Here is a 20784-nt window from a genome sequence, read left to right as displayed (position 1 = left end):
GATAAGCCCGCTCCCTTTTTCCGTAGCGAAGGATTCGCGTTGGCTTACATCAGCCCCGCTTCTTTGTAGTACTTGATAGCACCCTCATGCAGCGGAGCGGAGAGGCCGTCGGTGATCATCTCTTCCTTCTTCAGATTGGCGAAGGCCGGATGCAGTTTCTTGAAGGTATCGAAGTTGTCGAACACCGCCTTGACCACGTGGTAGACCAGGTTGGAATCCACGTTGGAGGAGGTGACAAAAGTCGCACCGACACCGAAGGTTTTCACATCCTCATCGGAACCGTTGTACATGCCACCCGGGATGGTAGCGACGCGGTAGAACGGGTTTTCATCGACCAGCATATCCACGGTCGGACCGGCCACTTCTACGATGATGGCATCGCAGGAGGTGGTGGCTTCCTTGATGGAGCCGCTCGGGTGGCCCACGGTGTAGACCATGGCGTCGATCTTGTTGTCACACAGTGCCTTGGACTGTTCGGCAGCTTTCAGTTCAGATGCGAGGGCGAAATCATCCATGGTCCAGCCCTTGGCATCCATCAGCACTTCCATGGTGCCGCGCTGGCCGGAACCCGGGTTACCTACGTTGACGCGCTTACCCTTGAGGTCATCAAAGCTCTTGATGCCGGAATCGGCACGGGCGACTACGGTGAACGGCTCTGGATGAATAGAGAACACGGAACGAAGTTCCTTGAACGGACCGGCTTCTTCAAACTGGCTGGTGCCGTTGTAGGCGTGATACTGCCAGTCGGACTGGGCCACACCCATGTCCAGCTCGCCGGAGCGAATGGTGTTGATGTTGTAAACTGAACCACCGGTGCTCTCTACGGAGCAGCGGATGCCATGTTCAGCACGATCCTTGTTAACGAGTCGACAGATGGCGCCACCGGTCGGATAGTAAACGCCGGTCACGCCGCCGGTACCGATGGTGATGAAGTCCTGCGCCTGCACTGCTGTGGCGCTCATCATGGCCGCGAGGCCTGCGCCAATCAGGGCTGATTTAATCTTCTTCATGCGTCTCTCCTTAGTTTGCTCCACTGAATATGAATTTCAGTCTAGTTCAGGTTTGAGTTTTTTTGCTATCGGATATCCGGCTCGCTGCGCAGATCGTCCACGCTGACCGGAGTCAGGGCCTGTTGTTTCAGCTGTGCCACCAGCCGGAGTACCTGATCGGCATTATCGGCGGCGGGTTTGCCGTCGGGGGTGAGCAGGTTGTTTTCGAAGCCGACCCGCAGATCACCGCCCATTTGTGCCGCGGCCAGCAGGCACTCCTGTTCTCTGACACCAAAGGCGCAAACGGCCCAGCGGCGGCCATTCAAACGCGGCAGCAGAGCTGTGAAAGGAAGCAGGTCGTCTGGCGTGGATTGCTGGTCGGCAGCGTAGCGGCCAAGCACAAATAACAGGTGATGACGCTGTTTGGGCAGCAGCTCCCGTTCGATCAGGCTCAGGTAGTAAAGCAGGTCCTGCTCGGAATAGATGATGTACTGGGCGAGGATGTTGCGCTCGGCGCACCAGTGGAAAAACTCGGCGGAACCGGTTTCATACTCCGGTGACGGGATCAGCTCGCGCAGCGCAAAGGAGGCGGCTTCAGGTACCAGGGCGCGGATCAGTGCCATCTGCTGGGCCGGTTGATAGCGGCCCACCGCCTCGGTGGTGACCTGAATAATGACCCGGTCGCCGACCCGGCGGCGCACCTCTTCAAGCACGGCAATATTGTCGCTGATCTCCAGGGAGTGCTCGCCCTTGGAGGTACGCGCATGCAGATGCACCATCGCCGCACCGGCCTCGACACAGGCGCTCACGGCATCGGCGATCTCTTCCGGGCTGACGGGAAGTGCCGGGTGATCCTGGTGAGTCCGGCGAGCGCCGTTGGGCGCCACGATGATCAGGCGCTCATCATCCCGCATCTGGATACTCCTTAAGCGCCTCGTGGGTGATCTTATCCACCGCTCGGTAGAGCTTGTCGCAGAGTTCGTCGAGCTGCTCATCGGTGATGATAAACGGCGGCGCCAAAAGAATATGGTGGCCGCGCTGACCATCGATGGTACCGGCCATGGGATAACACATCAGGCCAAGCTGCATCGCTTGGGCCTTGATCCGCTTGTCCAGTTTGGAGCGCGAGTCGAACGGCTTTTTACTGTCGCGGTTATGCACAAGCTCCAGCGCCTGGAACAGGCCGCGACCGCGGATATCGCCCACATGGGGGTGGTCGCCAAAACGGTTGCGTAAACGCTGATCCAGTGCCTCCCCCATGGGAGTCACCCGGGCGAGAACGCCGTCGTTCTCGAACGCATCCATCACCGCCAGAGAACCCGCCATGGCGGTGGCGTGGGCCATATAGGTGTGGCCGTGCTGGAAAAATCCCGAGCCGCCGGAGATCGCATCGTAGATACGGTCCGAGGCCAGCATCGCGCCGATCGGCTGGTAGCCGGCGCCGAGGCCCTTGGCGATGGTGACAATATCCGCCTCGATTCCGTCCTGCTCATGGGCAAACAGGGTGCCGGTGCGCCCCATGCCACACATCACCTCATCGAGGATCAGCAGGATGCCGTAGCGGTCGCAGATCTCGCGGATCCGCTTGTAATAGCCTTCTACCGGAGCCAGTGCACCGGCTGTGGCCCCAACCACCGGTTCGGCAATAAAGGCGATCACGGTTTCCGGGCCGACGGTGAGCAGGCGCTGCTCCAGCTCGTTGGCAACGCGCTGGCCGTAGTCGTGCAGCGATTCGCCCGGCTGCTGGTCGCGATAGGAATAGCAGGGTGCGATATGTTCGGCGTGCATCAGCAGCGGCGAAAAGGGCGCGCGACGCCAGGCGTTACCGCCCACGGCCAGGGCGCCGAGCGTATTGCCGTGGTAACTCTGCCGACGGGCGATAAAGCGGGTGCGCTGCGGTTCGCCGGTTTCAACAAAGTACTGCCGTGCCAGTTTCAGGGCAGACTCCACCGCTTCGGAACCGCCGCTGACAAAATAGACGTGGTTCAGTGAGCCCGGCGCCTTGTCGGTCAGGCGGCTGGCCAGGTTCTCTGCCACCTCGGTGGTAAAGAATGAGCTGTGGGCATAGGCGAGCTGGTCGATCTGCGCATGCAGTGCGGCCCGGACACCGGCGTGGTTATGGCCGAGGCAGGAGACGGCGGCGCCACCGCTGGCGTCGAGATACGCTTTGCCTGACTGGTCGTAGATGTAAGCTCCCTCGCCACGGGTGGCGAAAGGAAGATCGGAGTGACAATGGCGGTGGAATACCTGGGTCACGATGCACCTGATGAATGTTGTTGCGTCTCCTGCATTAAAGGTTGCTTATGCAGCGGCAACAAACGATATATTCTCAGGGGGTATGACAAAAACTCATGGGGTGTAGCGGTTCGTCGTGCCGCAAGATACTCGCTTTGCCGTTGGAGGTTTGATGCCGGGATCCTTACCACCACTCAATGCACTGCGCACCTTCGAGGTGGCGGCGCGTCGTCTGAGCTTTTCGCGCGCGGCGCGGGAGCTGTGTGTGACCCAGGGAGCGGTCAGCAAGCAGATCCAGCTGCTGGAGCAGTACCTGGAACAGCCGCTGTTCGATCGCTCGCCATCCGGCCTGGTGCTGACCGAGGCGGGGCGCCAGTATCTGCCGGCCATCTCCCAGGCGATCGAGAAGATCCAGTCGGCCACCGCGCAGCTGCAGCAGCGGGCCCATGAATCCAGTTCACTGACGCTGAACCTGACGCCTTCATTCAGTAATCTCTGGCTGATTCCCCGGCTGGATGCCCTGCGTAAAGCGATCCCTGAACTGAAGCTGGCGATGCTCAGTGGCGATGGTGAGTTCAACTTTCGTGACTCGGAGGCGGATATGGCGATCCGCTGTCTGCCGCTGTCGCTGAGCCACGAATACTCGGTACTGCTGCGCGAGGAGGAGCTGGTGGCGGTGATTCATCCCGATCTGTTACGGGAGACGCCGATCGAAAAACCGATCGATCTGCTGCAGCATCCGCTGCTGCAGCACACCACCCGTCCCCAGCTCTGGCGCCATTTTCTGCATGAAGTGACGGGGCTGGAGTCACGCGAGCTGCAGCCGCGTTACAACCACGGTTTCGAACATTTCTACATGTCGCTGGAAGCGGCGCGGCAGCGTCAGGGTATTGCTCTGGTGCCTGACTTTATGGCGGCGGACGCGCTGGCGGCCGGCGAGGTGGTCAATCCATTGGGGATCAGCTACCACAGCGGTTACGGGTTCTATTTCCTGGTACCGCCATACCGTAGCCGGACGCCCGGTGTGCAGCAGTTTCATGGCTGGTTGAGCCAGCAACTCAATGGCGAATAAAAGCAGGTTGATTCTGCCCGCTTGAGAAGCCTGCGTTTTTGTCTCAAAATACTGGTTAAATATACAGTATTTTGAGGTTGTGATTATGGCTCTGGTTCAATTAATGGAGCAGGGGCAGCTATGGCGGGGTACCCAGGATGCTGGGATCCAGGCGGAGGCGCTGGAATCCAGCGGCTACCCTGAACTGGATGCCCGCCTGGGTGGTGGTTGGCTGAAAGGACAGCTGATCGAGCTGCTACAGAGTGGGGAGGGGCGTGGTGAGTTGCGCCTGCTCTGGCCGCTACTGCGGCGTGCGGAACCGGAGCGCCCGGTGTTCTGGATCGATCCGCCGCATCAGCCCTGTGCTCTGTCATTTCTACAGGCCGATATCCGGCCGGAAAGCCAGCAACTGGTCCGAACTCATTCGATGAAGGAGCGACTCTGGGCGATTGAGCAGGCGCTGAAAAGCGGTTGCGCACCGCTGGTCTTGAGTTGGCTGGGCGAACAGGTAACCACCCCGGCACTGCGGCGGCTGCAGCTGGCGGCCCAGACCGGTGGCGGCCTGGGATTGATCATGCGGCCAGACTCCGTTCGCTCACAATCCTCCCCCGCAGCTTATCGCCTGCATCTGGATTCCAGCGATAAGGGCGCTGAAGTCGCCCTGCTGAAGCGTCGTGGCGGCTGGCCGCTGCCTGCCGCGGCCGTGGATCTGCCCGCGGTGATTTGAGATGCGCTGGCTCTCTATTCACTTTCCCTGGCTGGCGCTGGAGCTGCATGGCTTGCCGCGGGAGACACCCCAGGCACTGCTGGATAGCCGGCAGAGGATCTTGCTGGGTAATCCGGTGGCAGAGGCTGAGGGCGTCAAAGCCGGTCAGGCTCTCGCCACCGCTCTGGCGCTGAGTCCGGAACTTACCTTGCTGGAAACCGATGAGGCGCGTCTGCGCCAGAGTCTTGAGCAGTTGGCGCTCTGGGCCGGGGGCTTCAGTGCCCGCATCAGTGTTTGTCCGCCGCGTTCCCTGCTGCTGGAGATTGCCAGCATGCTGCACTATTTCGGCGGCCTGGAAACACTGCTCGATCAATTATCCGCCAGCCTGGAGCGTAACGGCTACAGCGCCCGCATGGCGGTGGGCGAAACTGCTCGAGGCGCCGAACTGCTGGCCCGGGTGCAAAGTTGTACCGAAGCTGATCCTCAGCGCTGGTGGGCGCGTTTACATAGTCTGGAGATTGGCCAGCTGGCGCTGCCGGTCAAACAGAGCGAACAGCTCAGAGGCGTGGGTTTGCGCACCCTGGGCGATCTGCTGAAACTGCCGCGTATCGAGCTGGCGCAGCGCTTTGGTCAGTCACTGCTGCGGGAGCTGGAAAAGATAGTCGAACCGGGCGCAGCACTGCCGGAACCCTTTATTCCGCCGGAGCGTTTCCGTCAGAAGGTGGAGCTGGCTGCCGAAATTATCCACAGCCAGGGACTGCTGTTTCCGTTGCGGCGTCTGCTGGAAGCGCTGGAAGGGTTTCTGCATATCCGTCAGCAGAAGGTCAGCCTGCTGCATATCGCGCTTTACCAGCGCGAGGGTGTTGAACAGCAACTGACAATCGGCCATGCCGCGGGCACCGCGTCGGCGGCGCACTGGCTGGAGCTCTGCCGTTTGCAGCTGGAGCGTGAAAAGCTCAAAGCCCCGGTACTGGCGCTGCAGCTTGAGGCGGAAGAGGGGCAGGGCCAAAAGGCGCACAATGCCGATCTGTTTGCACCGGCCCAGGCGCAGACCACACCGGCGGAACTGATCAGCCGTCTGCGCAGCCGCCTGGGAGCGGAGTCGGTGCAGCCGCTGGGCTGGTGCGCGGATCATCGGCCGGAACGGGCCAATACCCTGCTCGGAGTTACAGCAGAAAAAACGGCCGGAAAAACAGCAGCAGGCGGTGGAAGTCTACTGCCTGTGGGGCTGGTCCGACCGGGCTGGCTGCTCTCCAGGCCGCAGCGCCTGGCTCCCAGCGACCAGCGCACACTGCATTGGCTGCGTGGCCCTGAGCGGATCAGCAGCGGCTGGTGGGATGGGCCGGTCACACGTGACTATTATGTCGCACGCTGGCCCGATGGCCGCTGTGGCTGGGTGTTCCGCGACAGCAGCGGTGGCTGGTTTATCCACGGCTGGTTCGGCTGAGCAGGGCTCGGCTAGTCCGGCTCATCCATGCTGCGGTTCAGGGCATCGGTGAGGCGGGCGGTCAGCTTCGAACAGGTTTCTATATCTTCCTGGGTCCAGTTTTCCAGCATCCGCTCGATCCGCTGGGTGCGCTGGTCATGCATCGCTTCCGCCAGTTGGCACCCCTCTTTCGTGCGCTCTATCAGCGCGCTGCGGCCGTCGGCGGGGTTGGGACGTTTGATAATCAGGCCCCGTTTTTCCATGGCATTAAGCTGGCGCGTGACCGTGGAGTTATCCAGTGCCAGTTTGGCGGCCAGTTCACCGACGCTGAGTGCGCCCTTGCGCAGATGCAGCAGCAACAGGTAGTGCGCCCGCTCCAGTGGGTATTTGCGGCGGCGATTAATAGCTTCTAGCGTGCGGGCCAGGTTGGCCAGCTGGTATTCCAGACGTGATATGGAGTCGGTTTCTCTCATTGTTATTCCGCTGATATCGATATCTGTCTGCATAATACAGGTTGTTGCCCGCGTTGCTAGTTGCTATTGTCTGTATATTACAGATAAATGCCGTTCGATAACTGATGCAATGACAGGAGTCAGATCGGAATGAGTGAACAGAAGGCAAATTTCTTCGATCAACCTAAAGCGGTCTGGGCCACGGCCTTTGCCTGCGTGGTCGGTTTTATGTCGATCGGCCTGGTCGACCCGATCCTGGTCTCCATCGCGGAAGGGCTCAATGCCTCACCGAGCCAGGTTTCGCTGCTGTTCACCAGTTACTTCTTTGTCACCTCGATCATGATGCTGATCACCGGCTTTGTTTCCAGCCGCCTGGGCGGCCGCAAGACGGTGCTGCTGGGTGCGGTGCTTATCGTTATCTTTTCGGCCCTGGCCGGCACCTCGGATTCGGTGGCGGAGCTGGTGAGCTTCCGCGCCGGCTGGGGGCTGGGTAACGCCTTTTTCGTGGTGACTGCGCTCTCAGTGATCGTGGCGGCTTCCCGCGGCGGCACCATGACCGCAATCCTGATCTATGAAGCGGCTCTGGGGTTGGGCATCTCTGTTGGTCCGCTGCTGGGCGCGGCCCTGGGGGCTCACTCCTGGCGCTATCCCTTCTTTGGTACCGCTACCCTGATGGCGATCGCGTTCGTGGCGATAGCACTTTGGCTGCCGGAGCAGCCGAAGCCTGCGCAGAAAACCTCGCTGACCGCTCCGATCCGTGCCCTGGGTCATAGTGGTTTGCTGACCGCATCCTGCAGCGCGTTTTTCTACTACTTCGCGTTCTTCACCATTCTGGCTTTTGTGCCGTTCGTGCTGCAGATGTCGGCCCATGCGGTGGGGCTGATTTTCTTCGGCTGGGGTCTGATGCTGGCGCTGTTCTCCGTATTTGTGGCGCCGCGCCTGCAATCCCGTTTCAGCGCTCTGCAGATTGTCTCGGTCTGTCTGACTATTCAGGCGCTGCTGCTGGTCGCCATGACCCAGTTGTCGGTGGAAGGGATCGCCGTCTGCGTGGTGCTTTCCGGTTCTGTGAACGGTATCTGCAATACGGTGTACACCGAGATCGCGCTGGAGGTGTCCGATTCGCCGCGCCCGGTGGCTTCCGCCGGCTACAACTTCGTACGTTGGTTCGCCGGTGTGGTCGCGCCTTTTGTGGTGCCGCTGCTGGCGGAACACTTCGGTACTGCGCTGGCGTTCTATGTGGCTGCGGCCGCGGCCCTGGTCGCACCGTTGGTGCTCTTTGTACGCCGCTCTTCACTGGGCCATTACGGCGGTGAGCAGCAGACCGCTGGTGATGTCCATAAAGATGAGCTGATCGTCGCCCTGGCCGGCGATAGCACCGATAACGCGGTGCTGGAGCGGGCGATACAGGTGGCCACTCAATCGCGTCAGCCGGTGCGGGTGCTGCATGTGCGCACCTTTGAGGCTCTGGCCGAAGGGGCGCTGGATACAGAGAGCCTGGCTCGCTCTGAGCAGTTGGTCAGTACTGCCCGCGCGCGTCTTGAACAGGCGGGCCTGAGCGTCAGTGTCGAGGTGCTGGAAGCGGCGGCCGTACACCTGACCACCCGTATTCTCGAGCAGATCGAGCGGCTGAAACCCGCCGGTGTAATTTTGGGACGCGGTCCAGAGCGCACCCTTGCCCATATTCTGCACGGCAGCCTGGTGGATGGCCTGAACCGCAGAGCCGGCGAGGATATCGAACTGATGGTTGTGCCGGCTGCCGGACAGTAGCGTCGCTTAACGAATTTCCCCTTACGTTCTCCAGCGTAATGTTTCGCCTTCCCAGGCTCTGTGTCGTTGATCGCACAGACGCTTGAGGAAGGCATTTTTTTGCGCCAATATACTGTATATATAAACAGTATATTGGTGTGCATAGGTGGTTATTTCAGCCTTGGAGAGCGGCTATGCAGAGCTGCATGCGATCTCCAATTTCAGTTTTCTGCGCGGCGCTTCCCATCCGGAGGAGCTGGTCGCCCAGGCCGCGGCGCTGGGTTACCGGGCGCTGGCGCTGACCGATGAGTGCTCGGTGGCCGGCGTCGTGCGTGCCCACCAGGAGGCGAAGGAGCTGGGGATCAAGCTGCTGATCGGCAGCGAATTCCGCCTCGATGGCCGGGTGCTGGTATTGCTGGCGCGGGATCGCAGCGGCTATGCCCAACTCTGTTCGCTGATCACCACCGGTCGCAGACGGGCGAAAAAAGGTGAGTACTCGCTGACGCTGGAGGATTTTGAAACCGGGTTGGACCGCTGTCTGCTGCTGTTCCAGCCGGGGCCGGATAGGGCGCTGCTGGAGAGCGATCTGCAGTGGCTGACGCGGCACCACCCTGAACACAGCTGGCTGCTGCTGGAGCGTTTGCTCGACAGTGACGACAGCTGGCGTTACCAGCGCTTGCTGGAAGTGGCGGCGCAGCACCAACTGCCGCTGGTCTGTGCCGGTGATGTGCGTATGCATGAGCCGGGGCGTCAGCCGCTGCAGGATCTGCTGACGGCGATTCGCCTGAGAACCACGGTGATGAAAGCGGGCTGGCTGCTGGGCGCCAACGCCGAACGGCATTTGCGCGCTCTCGATGCGCTGGCGCAGCTTTATCCACAGACATTGAGAGATCAGACGCTGAAGATCGCTTCGCTGTGCGAATTCTCACTGGATGAGCTGCGTTACGAATATCCCGCCGAGCTGGTACCGCCGGGGCTTACACCCCAGATCCACCTGCGCAATCTCACCGAGGCAGGCGTCAAACGCCGTTTCCCGCAGGGCGAGCCGGAGAAGGTCCGCCAGCTGATCGAGCATGAGCTGAGAGTGATCGCGGAGCTGCGCTACGAACCCTATTTCCTGACCATCGAGGATATCGTCCGCTTCGCCCGGGATAACGACATTCTCTGCCAGGGGCGCGGTTCGGCGGCCAACTCCGTGGTCTGCTACTGCCTGGGGATCACCGAGGTGGATCCGCGCCAGGTGAACCTGCTGTTCGAGCGTTTTCTGTCGAAGGAGCGCAACGAGCCGCCCGATATCGATGTGGACTTTGAACACCAGCGCCGCGAAGAGGTGATCCAGTATATCTACAGCCGTTACGGCCGCGAACGCGCAGGGCTCGCCGCCGCCGTGATCAGCTACCGCAGCCGCAGCGCCATCCGCGATGTGGGGCGGGCGCTGGGCTTTGATGAGGCATACCTGGGCTGGCTGATCAGCCAGCTGGATCGGCGTGATACCGAGCAGCCCTGGCTGGAGCAGCTGCGTACCCTGGGCGGTAAAAAACCAGCGCTGGCGTTTCGTCAGTTGCTGGCGCTGGTACCGCAGATTCTGCATTTTCCCCGCCATCTCTCTCAGCATGTGGGCGGCTTTGTGATCTCATCTGGCCCGCTGCATCAACTGGTGCCGGTGGAAAACGCCGCCATGCAGGATCGTACCCTGATCCAGTGGAATAAGGATGATCTGGAAGCCCTGGGGCTGTTGAAAATCGATATCCTGGCGCTGGGTATGCTCAGCGCCCTGCGTCGGACCCTGCACCTGTTGGGCGAGCGCGATCAGCACCCCTGGCAGATGCAGGATATCCCCCGCGAGGATAAACAGGTGTACGCCATGCTCAGCGAGGCGGATTCCGTGGGCGTGTTCCAGGTGGAATCCCGGGCGCAGATGAACATGCTGCCAAGGCTGAAGCCTGAAAAGTACTACGATCTGGTGGTACAGGTGGCGATCGTGCGGCCGGGCCCGATTCAGGGCGATATGGTGCACCCCTATCTGCTGCGCCGGCAGGGCAAGGAGAGCGTGGACTACCCCAGCGACGAGGTGCGCGAGGTGCTGGCGCCGACCTTGGGGGTACCGATCTTTCAGGAGCAGGTGATCCGTCTGGCGATGGTGGCCGCCGGGTTCAGCGCCGGCGAGGCGGACCAGCTGCGCAGGGCCATGGCCGCCTGGCGTCGTAGCGGCACCATCGCGGTGTACCAGCAGAAGCTGCGCGAGGGGATGACGGCGCGGGGCTACACCGCCGAGTTCGCCGAGCGGATCTGCCGTCAGATAGAGGGCTTTGGCGAGTACGGTTTCCCTGAATCCCACGCCGCCAGCTTTGCGCTGCTGGCTTATCTCTCTGCCTGGCTCAAGTATCACGAGCCGGCGGCGTTCTGCTGTGCGCTGCTCAACAGCCAGCCGATGGGGTTCTACTCGCCATCGCAGCTGGTACAGGACGCGATCGCTCATGGCGTTAAAGTTCGGCCGGTCTGTATCAATGCCAGCGCTTATGACTGCTCGCTGGAGTATGACGGGGACGTTTCCCGTAAGGGAGTTCAGGGCGTGCTGAGGCTGGGACTGCGACTGGTCAAAGGCCTGTCACGGGAGGGCGCCGAACGTTTGGTAGCGGCGCGACCGGCAGCAGGCTTCACATCGGTATCGGATCTGCGCAGCCGGGCAAGGCTCGGTCGTGGTGATCAGGATGCACTGGCGGCAGCCAATGCGTTGGCGGCCGTGGCGGGGCATAGGCACCAGGCGCGCTGGGAGCTGCTGCGTGAAGAGATCGAGCTGGCGCTGGATGACCAGCCAGCCGAGACCGATCACAGCCGTGTCTATGAGCCGGTGGTGCAGATGCCGGCACCGGATGAATGCGCCGAGATGGAGGCGGATTACCGGCACCTGGGTTTAACGCTGGGGCGCCACCCCATGGCGCTGCTGCGTGAACAGTCGCGGTTGCTACGGGTCGTGCCGTCCAACCGGCTAGATAGCGTTGAACCGGGGCGGCCGGTGCGGGTGGCGGGCCTGGTCACTAACCGGCAGCGCCCGGGCACGGCCACCGGAATCACCTTTGTTACCCTTGAGGATGAGTATGGTCAGATCAATCTGGTGGTCTGGCAGGCCACCGCCCGGGCCCAGCGCAAGGCGCTGCTTGGCAGTCGTATCCTGCAGGTTGATGGCATTCTGGAGCGCGAGGGCAGCCTGATCCATGTGATTGCCGGACGACTGACTGATCTCAGTGCCGAGTGGGAGGGGCTGCAGACCCGCTCAAGATACTTTCATTGATGCGGTTTAGCCTGGCAGGGGAGTGTGGGGCTGTATCGGATTAGCGTTTCAAGGAAGGTTAGAGGCGGTTGCTGCTGTTTCCCCTCAGTATTGGCTGGGGACCCCGAAGCCGGGTGAGCTTTGCAACCGCCGCCTAACCCAAGTATAGCCTTTCCCCGGTTTAGCGCATCATTCCCCGGTGGTATTCCATACGATCGAACTCCTCCTGGTGCAGTCGCATCTGGTCGCGCAGCTGCTCCATGGTTCGATCACGATCACGCAAGCGATCACGGGGAAGATCCATGGAGGGCTCACGGCCGAGTTGTTCCATGGAGCGCTCCATTTCACGCCAGTGCTGGCGCATCAGTTCATAATGGCTTTGTGGATCATTGGTGCGGTGCATCTGCTCCATCAGCCGGTTCATCCGGTCAAAGTCGCCGTAACGCCCACCCTGTTGCTGTCCTTGTTGTCCCTGTTGCATCTGGCCTTGCTGGCCGGAGCCCATTCCCTGGCCGCCCTGCATATTGCCGCCCTGGCCTGCGGCCATGGCTCCCACGCTGAGGGCGCAACACAGCAGTGTTGCCAAACGAATGCCATGTTGTTTGTTCATGATCAGCTCCTTCGAGATAGTATGCTCGTTATCGAAAGACGCACTGATTATAGGTGTTAATCACGAAGGTGACGGGCGAAGGGAGAAAGTTTGTCCGGTGGTGCTGCCTCCGGACAAACTTGTGGTGAATATGCTGTTCTCTGTTACTGCAATTATTCAGATATCGTGTAGCCGATTCGCCGCCTGGGAGAGCCGCATTGCCTCATGTTTTTCAAGGTTTGCCAGCTCTTCCAGCAGGTCTGCGGCGGGTGTGGTATTCACCCGGCTGACGAGAAAACGGTACAGCTCGACGATTTGGTTATGTTCATCCTCGACCTTAGCGATGATCTCGTCGGCGTTCATATCCGCAAAAGGCGCGCCCAGACTCGCTGAGGGTAGCAGGGGCTTCTTGTCGAGAAACTCCATCACCCAGGTATCCAGGGCGTTAAGGTTGTCTGTCGCCTCGAAAGCGGTGATCGCCCGGGAGAGTTTCGCCTCATGGTCGGCCAGGTAATCGAGCAGCATCTGCGCTCTTTCATCCTGCTGGGCGCTGCTGCTGTTGCGCAGCCATTCGGATAACTGCTGATGGTAGGCGCGCGTCCAATGGATGATGTCGCGAAACGTATCGATCTGCATGCTTGCCTCCTTTACGCCATCCCCTTTGTGTAGGTGAAAAGTGGGCGATGAGCAGGCGGTGTCTCCAGAGAAGAGAACCGCCCCATGGCGTATTCATCTAAAGAATATGTCAGCCGGACGGGAATGCCAGCCGACCGCTTTCTGTCTCTTCGTCCTATCTTTAACTCTCTTGAGGCAGCGCAAGGGAAATCAAGGTGGTGAGCAGTAGCAGTGCAGCGGAGACCCAGAGGCAGGCGGCCAGTCCGCTGGCGCCAAGCCCCGCGGCCTGGAACAGCCAGCCCGAAAGCAGCGTGCCCAGCAGCCGGCCCATGGCGTTGGCCATGTAGTAAAACCCCACATCGAGGGAGACGCCATCGGCCCTGGCCAGGCTGACGATCAGGTAGCTGTGCAGCGAGGAGTTGATCGCAAACAGCACCCCGAACAGCAGCAGTCCGCCGATCAAGAGAGTGGCGGTATCGATAGGGCTGCCGAGCCCCAGGGCTATCAGCACCGGTACAGCGGTGAGCACCGCTGCCCAGATCAGTGCCGCCCGGCCACCGGGTACCCGGCCGCGGGCCTTGCCGGTGATACGCGGCGCAAACGCCTGCACCATGCCGTAACCGATCACCCAAAGGGCGAGAAAACCACCGGTCTGCCAGTGATCCCAGCCCAGTGTCTGTGACAGAAACACCGGCAGAGCGACCACGAACCAGACATCACGGGCCGCGAAAAGGCAGAGGCGGGCGCCGGACAGAATATTGATCGCCCGGCTTTTGGAGAAGATATCGCGGAATTTCGGCTTGGATTTCGCCTTGCCCAGATCCTTGCGCAGGGTGATCAGGCTGGCGATCCAGATCAGCAGCAGTGCAGCCGCCATGGACGCCACGGCCCCGGCGAAGCCGAGCCACATCAGCAGGGCGCCACCGAGGAAGAAACCGATCCCCTTGAGCGCGTTTTTCGACCCGGTCAGCAGCGCTACCCATTTGTAGAGCATACCCTGGGCATCGGCGGGGACCAGCAGCTTGATCGAGCTTTTCGCGCTCATCTTGTTCAGGTCCTTGGCAATACCGGACAGCGCCTGTGCCGCCATCACCCAGGGAACAGTCAGCATCGCCGCCGGTACCAGTAGCATCCCCAGGGCAAGGATCTGCAGCCCAAGACCGATATTCATGGTGCGGTTGAGGCCAAGGTGCGCGCCGAGCCAGCCGCCCACCAGGTTGGTGATCACGCCGAAGATCTCGTAGAACAGAAACAGCAGCGCAATATCCAGCGGCGAATAGCCGAGGCTGTGAAAGTGCAGCACCACCAGCATCCGCAGGGCGCCATCGGTGAGGGTAAACGCCCAGTAGTTGCCGGTGACGATCAGGTACTGGCGGATCGCCGGGGAAAGCTGGCTCAGCATCTATCCAGACGTCCCACCTTCAGTGCCAGCTCCGCGGTGCGGTTGGCGTAGCCCCACTCGTTGTCGTACCAGGCGTAGATCTTCACCTGGGTGCCGTTGACCACCATTGTGGACAACGCATCGATGATGCTGGAGCGCGGATCGGTCTTGTAATCGATGGAGACCAGCGGGCGCTCCTCGTAACCGAGGATGCCATTCAGCTCGTTTTCCGACGCCGCCTTGAGCAGTGCGTTGACCTCTTCGGCGCTGGTTTCGCGGGCGACTTCAAACACGCAGTCGGTGATCGAGGCGTTGGCCAGGGGCACACGGATAGCGTGACCGTTCAGCTTGCCCTTGAGCTCCGGGAAAATATGGGTGATCGCCGTGGCCGATCCCGTGGTGGTGGGGATCAGGCTCTGGCCGCAGGCGCGGGCGCGGCGCAGGTCCTTGTGTGGCGCGTCGAGGATCGTCTGGGTGTTGGTGATATCGTGGATGGTGGTCATGGAGCCGTGCTTGATGCCCAGGGCTTCATGGATCACTTTCACCACCGGCGCCAGACAGTTGGTAGTGCAGGACGCCGCCGTGACGATAGGGTACTGCGCCGGATCGTACAGGTCGTCATTCACGCCTATTACCAGGTTCAGTACACCTTCCTCTTTCACTGGCGCGGTGACCACCACGCGCTTTACGCCCTGATCCAGATAGGCCTGCAGCAGCGCTTTTTTGTTCATCTTGCCGGAGGCTTCGATCACTAGGTCACAGCCGGACCAGTCGGTTTCGCCGATGGTTTTGTTACGGCTGGTGGTTATGGCCTGGCCATCGATCAGAATCCTGTCGCCGTCGGCGCTGGCCTCATGGTTCCAGCGACCGTGCACCGAATCGAAATTAAGCAGGTGCGCCAGGGTGGCGGCATCGCCGGCGGGGTCGTTGATATGCACGAACTCGATATCGCCCTGTTCCCAGGCGGCGCGGAAGGTCAGGCGACCCATGCGCCCGAAACCGTTGATGCCGATCTTGATCTTGGCCATGAAAATACTCGTGTTTACTCTTGTTAAAATTCGGCAAGCCGGGCGCTGAGCGCACCCTGGCCTTTTAGTTACTCAGCCAGCCGCGGATCGCGTCTTGGCTGGGTATACTGCCGCTGTGGACAACCTCGTCATCGATCACCACCGCGGGTGTACTCATCACGCCGTAGTTCATGATCGCTTCCGGATCGGTCTCTTTAATGACATCCACCTCGGCGCCCAGCTCGGCAGCTACTTTGCCGATGATCTCTGCAGTCTTGATGCACTTGCTGCAGCCGCTACCCAGTACTTTTATGGTTTTCATGGCCTTAGCCCTCTGATTTGCCGGCGCTCAGATAAACGGCGTCAGCAGATTGAAAATCCAGCCTACCAGCGTGAATGCCGCCAGCAGTACCGCGAACAGAATCGCCAGCAGGCGCCACTGCATCACCTGCTTGAGCAGGATAAATTCCGGGAAGCTGGCCGCAACGGTGCTCATGCAGAACGCCAGCGTGGTGCCGATCGGCAGGCCGTTAACGATCAGGCTTTCCATTACCGGAATCACGCCGGTGGCGTTGGAGTAGAGCGGAATACCCAATATCACTGCAGCCGGTACGGACCACCACTGGCCATCGCCGAGGTGAGACTCGATCCAGCCATCCGGCACAAAGCCGTGCAGGGCAGCGCCGAGACCCACACCGATGATCACCCATTTCCAGACACGCCCGAAGATCTCCGCGGTTTCGCCCTTGGCGAACTGGTGGCGCTCCGCGAAGCTGAGTTTTTCAGCCGGGCCGCTCTGAACCCTTTGCTGCGTTTGTGAGGGTTGTTGCTGCCCTCGTTCAAGCGCCTTCCGGGCGAAGGACTGCAGCCAGCGTTCGGCGCGGATCTGATCCAGGAAAACACCGCCGAGAATGCCCACGCCCATGCCGACGATCACGTAGAGCAGGGTGAACTTCCAGCCCAGCAGGCTCATCAACAGCAGTACCGCCACCTCGTTGATCAGCGGCGAGGTGAGCAGAAACGCCATGGTGATCCCCACCGGAATCCCGGCGGAGGTAAAGCCGAGAAACACGGGGATGCTGGAGCAGGAGCAGAACGGCGTAATGGCGCCAAAACCTGAGCCGAGCAGATAGCCAAAGCCGCGGTTACGTCCGGCGAGAAAATCCCGCACCCGCTCCACATTCAGCGATGCACGGGCCAGGGCGATCACATAGATCATCACCACCAGCAGGACGTAGATCTTGCTGACATCCTCGACGAAGAAATGCAGTGCGTCACCGAGCTTGGTATCCGCTGAAAGCCCCATCAGCTGGTAAACCAGCCAGTCGGCCAAGCGGGTAAAGATCTCGAACATGGTTTAGCTCTCCTTGAGCCTTGAACCCTCGCCCTTAAAAATTAGCCCTTAAAATCTAACCCTTAAACCAATGCCGGGTGCGGTTGGCGAAGGCTACCAGCGACAGCATCACCGGTACTTCAACCAGCACACCCACCACGGTAGCCAGCGCCGCGCCCGAGTGCAGGCCAAACAGCGAGATCGCCACGGCCACCGCCAGTTCGAAAAAGTTGGAGGTGCCGATCATGCACGCCGGTGCCGCCACGTTGTGCGGCAGTTTCAGCCAGCGGGCGGTGCCGTAGGCCAGGGCGAAAATACCGTAGGTCTGGATCAGCAGCGGGATGGCGATCAGGGCGATGGTCTGTGGCTGGGAAATGATGGTGTTGGCCTGAAAGCCGAACAGCAGTACCACGGTGGCCAGCAGGCCCAGAATCGACCAGGGCTTGAGCTGGTGGGTGAACTGCTCGAGGCGTTGCCCATCGCCGCCATTTTCCAGCCGGTGACGGGTCCAGATACCGGCCACCAGTGGTAGCACTACATAGAGTATTACCGACAGCAGCAGCGTTTCCCAGGGCACCTGAATATCGCTGACGCCGAGCAGAAAGGCCGCGATCGGCGCGAAGGCGAACACCATGATGATGTCGTTGATCGAGACCTGCACCAGGGTGTAGTTCGGGTCGCCCTTGGTCAGCTGGCTCCAGACAAACACCATGGCGGTGCAGGGCGCCACGCCCAGCAGTATCATGCCGGCGATATATTCGCTGGCGCTTTCCGGGTCTACCCAGTCGGCAAACAGCACGCGGAAGAACAGCCAGCCGAGAAAGGCCATGGTGAACGGCTTGATCAGCCAGTTGATCGCCAGGGTCAGCACCAACCCCTTGGGGCGTTTGCCCACATCCTTCACGGCGCTGAAGTCGATCTGCACCATCATCGGGTAGATCATCACCCAGATAAACAGTGCAACCACCAGGTTGACGTGGGCGAACTCCAGCCCGGCCACGGCGGCGAACAGGCCCGGCGCCAGGTTACCGAGTAGCACGCCGGCGAGAATCGATAGGCCGACCCAGAGAGTCATGTAACGTTCAAAAATGCCCATGGTTTAATCCTTCATATCCTGCTTCGTCCGGTCCTTATATGGAGCGCTGGTTAACCCGTTTGGAAAGCTCGTCCGCGGTTTCGACCCGCTCGGAGTAGCGGTCGGTGAGGTAATCCTTCTGGTCGCGGGTCAGCAGGGTGAATTTGACCAGCTCCTCCATCACATCGACGATGCGGTTGTAGTAGGGCGAGGGCTTCATCCGGTCGTTATCGTCGAACTCCATAAACGCCTTGGGCACGGACGATTGATTCGGGATGGTGAGCAGTCGCATCCAGCGGCCGAGGATGCGCAGCTGGTTAACGGCGTTGAAGCTCTGCGAGCCGCCGCTGACCTGCATCACCGCCAGGGTCTTGCCCTGGGTTGGGCGCACCGCTCCGATGCTCAGTGGAATCCAGTCGATCTGCGCCTTCATGATCGATGTCATCGAGCCGTGACGTTCCGGCGAGCACCAGACCATGCCGTCGCACCACTGCACCAGCTCGCGCAGCTCCTGCACTTTCGGATGGCTGGCGTCGGCGTCATCCGGCAGCGGCAGACCGCTGGGGTTGAAGGTCTTGGTTTCTGCGCCCATTGCCTGCAGCAGGCGGGCGGCCTCTTCGCTGACCAGGCGGCTGAACGAGCGATCACGCAGGGATCCGTAAAGCAGCAGAATACGTGGTGGCGCTGCGCCCTCTGCCTGTGCCGGTATCTGGAAGCAGGTCTGCTCCAGGTTGGGAAGTCCGTTATCGCTCATATCAATTTGCCTTGTTTGTATCAGGGGATCTATTAGCTGGCGTACAGGCGGTTGGCCGGTCTGCCATCTGCTCCAGACGCGCGGTCGCATTGGTAAGAAGCTCGGGGCTGTGTTCGGCGGTTTCCTGCAGTACCCGCAGCATCCAGTCGTTAAGCAGCGGATGCAGGCGGTAATAGACCCACTGCCCCTGGCGGCGGTCCAGCAACAGACCGCTTTTACGCAGCTGCGCAAGGTGGCGGGAGATCTTCGGCTGGGACTGCTCCAACGCACAGGTCAGTTCACAGACACAGAGCTCGCCCTGCTGCAGAATCAGCAGCAGGCTGGTGAGACGGATCTCGTCCGCCAGCGCCTTGTAAAACTCCACAGCGCCGAGCGAGCCGGTAAGGTTGCTACCCGCTTTGCTGTTGAGCTCGATAAAGAGTTTGATCCGCTCATTAATGGCGTGAAGCGTCTTGATATACGCCTTGGGGTCTGAACTTTCACGGGGATCGTCGTAATCCCAGTTCATCACCACGCCGTGGCCGGGCCAGTTCTGGCACTCCTGCTGCGCCCTGCTGCACAGGGTAATGATGTAATCAAAGCGCTGGTCCCTGAAGGTCTCGATCGCCTTGGATTCCAGCCCTTCGGGCTCTACGCCGTAGGTACGCAGCGCTTCCAGCGCACCGGGGGCGATACTCTGTGGCGAGGAGCCAGCACTGAAAACCTCGAAGCGGTCACCGGCCTGATCGCGCAGCAGCACTTCGGCGATCTGCGATCGTGCGGAGTTGGCGGTGCAGAGAAAAAGGACACGTGGTTTCATTGCATTGGTCTATCAAAGCTGTCTGTGAGCGCCGTATATAGAAACGACCTTATATGCCTATTTTGATATGCATATGGAAAAATGTATATATGGTTTTCCGTATATTTATGGTTCTGCGTCAGTATTTCGATAAAAACGGTCGAAGCTCATTGGGCGGCAAAACGATAGGCAGATTAATGGCGGGCGTTGATTTTATGCACAGCAGTGTCGCGCTGTTTCGGCTGCAGTTTAGCGGCAAAAAAGAGTATTTTAGGGGCCGTTCTAAGCTGGCCATCCTCAGGTCGCCGGCTGTTATCTGAAAGGAGAGGTTTGATGCTCAAGCGTTTTCGTCGTCTGCGCCGCAACGAAGTGATGCGTGATCTGGTTCGCGAAACTCAGGTGTCCCTTAACGACCTGATCTGCCCTCTGTTTATCGAGGAGGGAATTTCCGCTCCGCATCCGATCAGCAGCCTGCCGGGGATCGAGCGTCTGCCCGAGTCAGCCCTGGCCGCCGAGGTGGAAGCACTCTGGAATCTGGGCGTTCGCTATGTGATGCCGTTCGGTATTTCGCACCATAAGGATGAGACCGGCAGTGACACCTGGAACGACGAGGGGTTGCTGGCACGGATGGTGCGCACCATCAAGCAGGCCTGCCCGCAGATGATGGTGATTCCCGATATCTGTTTCTGTGAGTACACCTCCCACGGTCACTGCGGTGTGCTCGAAGAGAACCACGTCTGTAACGATGCAACAGTGGAAAACCTGGTCAAGCAGAGCGTGACCGCCGCCCGTGCCGGTGCCGATATGCTGGCGCCCTCGGCGATGATGGATGGCCAGATCCGCGCCATGCGTGAAGGGCTGGACGCCGCTGGTTTCGAGAACGTGGCGATTCTGGCCCACTCCGCCAAGTTTGCCTCCTCTTTCTACGGTCCGTTCCGTGTCGCTGTAGATAGCGAGCTGGATGGCGACCGCAAGGGCTATCAGCTCGATTACGCCAACGGCCGTCAGGCTCTGGCCGATGCCATGCTCGATGAGGAGGAGGGCGCCGATATCCTGATGGTGAAGCCGGCGCTGGCTTACCTGGATGTGCTGGCGCGACTGCGCGAACGCACCCTGCTGCCATTGGCCTGCTATCAGGTGGGCGGAGAATACGCGTCGATCAAGTTCGCCGCCCAGGCTGGAGCCCTGGATGAGCGCGCAGTGGTGTTCGAAACCCTGACCGCGTGCAAGCGTGCCGGTGCCGATATGATCGTCAGCTACTACACCAAGCAGGTGGCGGAGTGGCTGGCTGAATAAGCCGGCTGGTTTGATCATCGTGGTTACGCCTCGACTGCAGGCATACGCCGGGCCGGTCGAAGTTGGCCGTGCCCGGTAAA

The 20784-nt window shown here is 60.5% G+C and carries 19 protein-coding genes; 6 read left to right on the top strand and 13 right to left on the bottom strand.

All coding sequences use genetic code 11. From position 1 onward, the window contains the following. Positions 1–44 precede the first annotated feature (44 nt). From C4S72_RS24275 to C4S72_RS24265, 3 genes are all read right to left on the bottom strand, one after another. Entirely contained in the window at positions 45–1010 is a 966-nt protein-coding gene (locus tag C4S72_RS24275; protein WP_104005799.1) for a TAXI family TRAP transporter solute-binding subunit, read from the bottom strand. A gap of 65 nt (positions 1011–1075) precedes the next feature. After that, positions 1076–1903 carry a BKACE family enzyme gene (locus C4S72_RS24270; protein WP_104005798.1) on the bottom strand — a complete coding sequence of 276 codons (828 nt, stop codon included), beginning with the start codon at positions 1901–1903 and terminating at the stop codon, positions 1076–1078. Further along, positions 1893–3245: an aspartate aminotransferase family protein gene (locus tag C4S72_RS24265; RefSeq protein ID WP_104005797.1), complete on the bottom strand. Its 1353-nt coding sequence runs from the start codon at positions 3243–3245 to the stop codon at positions 1893–1895. The genes C4S72_RS24270 and C4S72_RS24265 overlap by 11 nt, the downstream gene beginning before the upstream one ends. Positions 3246–3396: 151 nt before the next feature. Here C4S72_RS24265 and C4S72_RS24260 point away from each other — a divergent pair, with 151 nt between their 5' ends. The 3 genes from C4S72_RS24260 to C4S72_RS24250 all read left to right on the top strand — a co-directional run bounded on the left by C4S72_RS24260 (position 3397) and on the right by C4S72_RS24250 (position 6428). Further along, positions 3397–4296, top strand: coding sequence for a LysR substrate-binding domain-containing protein (locus C4S72_RS24260; RefSeq protein WP_104005796.1), 900 nt, complete (start codon positions 3397–3399; stop codon positions 4294–4296). Positions 4297–4381: 85 nt separating this feature from the next. Beyond that, on the top strand, positions 4382–5002 hold the full coding sequence (gene imuA, locus C4S72_RS24255; protein WP_104005795.1) for a translesion DNA synthesis-associated protein ImuA: 621 nt from the start codon (positions 4382–4384) through the stop codon (positions 5000–5002). Position 5003: 1 nt separating this feature from the next. Then, positions 5004–6428 (top strand): Y-family DNA polymerase, encoded by a 1425-nt coding sequence (locus tag C4S72_RS24250; protein ID WP_104005794.1) that lies wholly within the window; start codon positions 5004–5006, stop codon positions 6426–6428. An 11-nt stretch (positions 6429–6439) separates the two neighbouring features. Here the strand turns inward: C4S72_RS24250 and C4S72_RS24245 are convergent, their stop codons facing one another. After that, on the bottom strand, positions 6440–6880 hold the full coding sequence (locus C4S72_RS24245) for a MarR family winged helix-turn-helix transcriptional regulator (protein ID WP_160115586.1): 441 nt from the start codon (positions 6878–6880) through the stop codon (positions 6440–6442). A 129-nt stretch (positions 6881–7009) separates the two neighbouring features. Here C4S72_RS24245 and C4S72_RS24240 point away from each other — a divergent pair, with 129 nt between their 5' ends. Then, entirely contained in the window at positions 7010–8626 is a 1617-nt protein-coding gene (locus C4S72_RS24240) for an MFS transporter (protein WP_104005792.1), read from the top strand. Between the two features lie 145 nt (positions 8627–8771). Further along, positions 8772–11897, top strand: a complete 3126-nt coding sequence (locus tag C4S72_RS24235; protein WP_235009256.1) for an error-prone DNA polymerase — start codon at positions 8772–8774, stop codon at positions 11895–11897. A 160-nt stretch (positions 11898–12057) separates the two neighbouring features. On the opposite strand, the gene C4S72_RS24230 is transcribed toward C4S72_RS24235, so the two are convergent. From C4S72_RS24230 to C4S72_RS26165, 9 genes are all read right to left on the bottom strand, one after another. Next, entirely contained in the window at positions 12058–12486 is a 429-nt protein-coding gene (locus C4S72_RS24230) for a hypothetical protein (RefSeq protein WP_104005790.1), read from the bottom strand. Between the two features lie 156 nt (positions 12487–12642). Beyond that, a complete protein-coding gene (locus C4S72_RS24225) occupies positions 12643–13101 on the bottom strand; it encodes an ATPase (RefSeq protein WP_104005789.1) in 459 nt (152 codons plus the stop codon). Between the two features lie 160 nt (positions 13102–13261). Continuing rightward, positions 13262–14482, bottom strand: coding sequence for an organoarsenical effux MFS transporter ArsJ (arsJ, locus tag C4S72_RS24220; protein WP_104005788.1), 1221 nt, complete (start codon positions 14480–14482; stop codon positions 13262–13264). Next, entirely contained in the window at positions 14476–15489 is a 1014-nt protein-coding gene (locus C4S72_RS24215) for an ArsJ-associated glyceraldehyde-3-phosphate dehydrogenase (protein WP_104005787.1), read from the bottom strand. The genes arsJ and C4S72_RS24215 overlap by 7 nt, the downstream gene beginning before the upstream one ends. Positions 15490–15553: 64 nt before the next feature. After that, a complete protein-coding gene (locus C4S72_RS24210; protein WP_104005786.1) occupies positions 15554–15790 on the bottom strand; it encodes a thioredoxin family protein in 237 nt (78 codons plus the stop codon). A 27-nt stretch (positions 15791–15817) separates the two neighbouring features. Next, positions 15818–16822 carry a permease gene (locus tag C4S72_RS24205; protein WP_104005785.1) on the bottom strand — a complete coding sequence of 335 codons (1005 nt, stop codon included), beginning with the start codon at positions 16820–16822 and terminating at the stop codon, positions 15818–15820. 55 nt (positions 16823–16877) lie between these two features. Continuing rightward, entirely contained in the window at positions 16878–17897 is a 1020-nt protein-coding gene (gene arsB / locus C4S72_RS24200) for an ACR3 family arsenite efflux transporter (protein WP_104005784.1), read from the bottom strand. 34 nt (positions 17898–17931) lie between these two features. Further along, on the bottom strand, positions 17932–18630 hold the full coding sequence (arsH, locus tag C4S72_RS24195; protein ID WP_104005783.1) for an arsenical resistance protein ArsH: 699 nt from the start codon (positions 18628–18630) through the stop codon (positions 17932–17934). Between the two features lies 1 nt (position 18631). Beyond that, on the bottom strand, positions 18632–19429 hold the full coding sequence (locus C4S72_RS26165; RefSeq protein WP_104005782.1) for a metalloregulator ArsR/SmtB family transcription factor: 798 nt from the start codon (positions 19427–19429) through the stop codon (positions 18632–18634). A 312-nt stretch (positions 19430–19741) separates the two neighbouring features. Between C4S72_RS26165 and hemB the strand changes: the two genes are divergently transcribed. Continuing rightward, complete coding sequence (gene hemB, locus C4S72_RS24180; RefSeq protein ID WP_104005780.1) at positions 19742–20704, top strand: porphobilinogen synthase; 963 nt, start codon at positions 19742–19744, stop codon at positions 20702–20704. Positions 20705–20784: the final 80 nt, after the last annotated feature.

The sequence above is a fragment of the Marinobacterium lutimaris genome, assembly GCF_900108065.1.
In the GTDB taxonomy this organism is placed as follows: Bacteria; Pseudomonadota; Gammaproteobacteria; order Pseudomonadales; family Balneatricaceae; genus Marinobacterium_D; species Marinobacterium_D lutimaris.
This window is presented reverse-complemented; position numbering and strand designations above follow the sequence as displayed.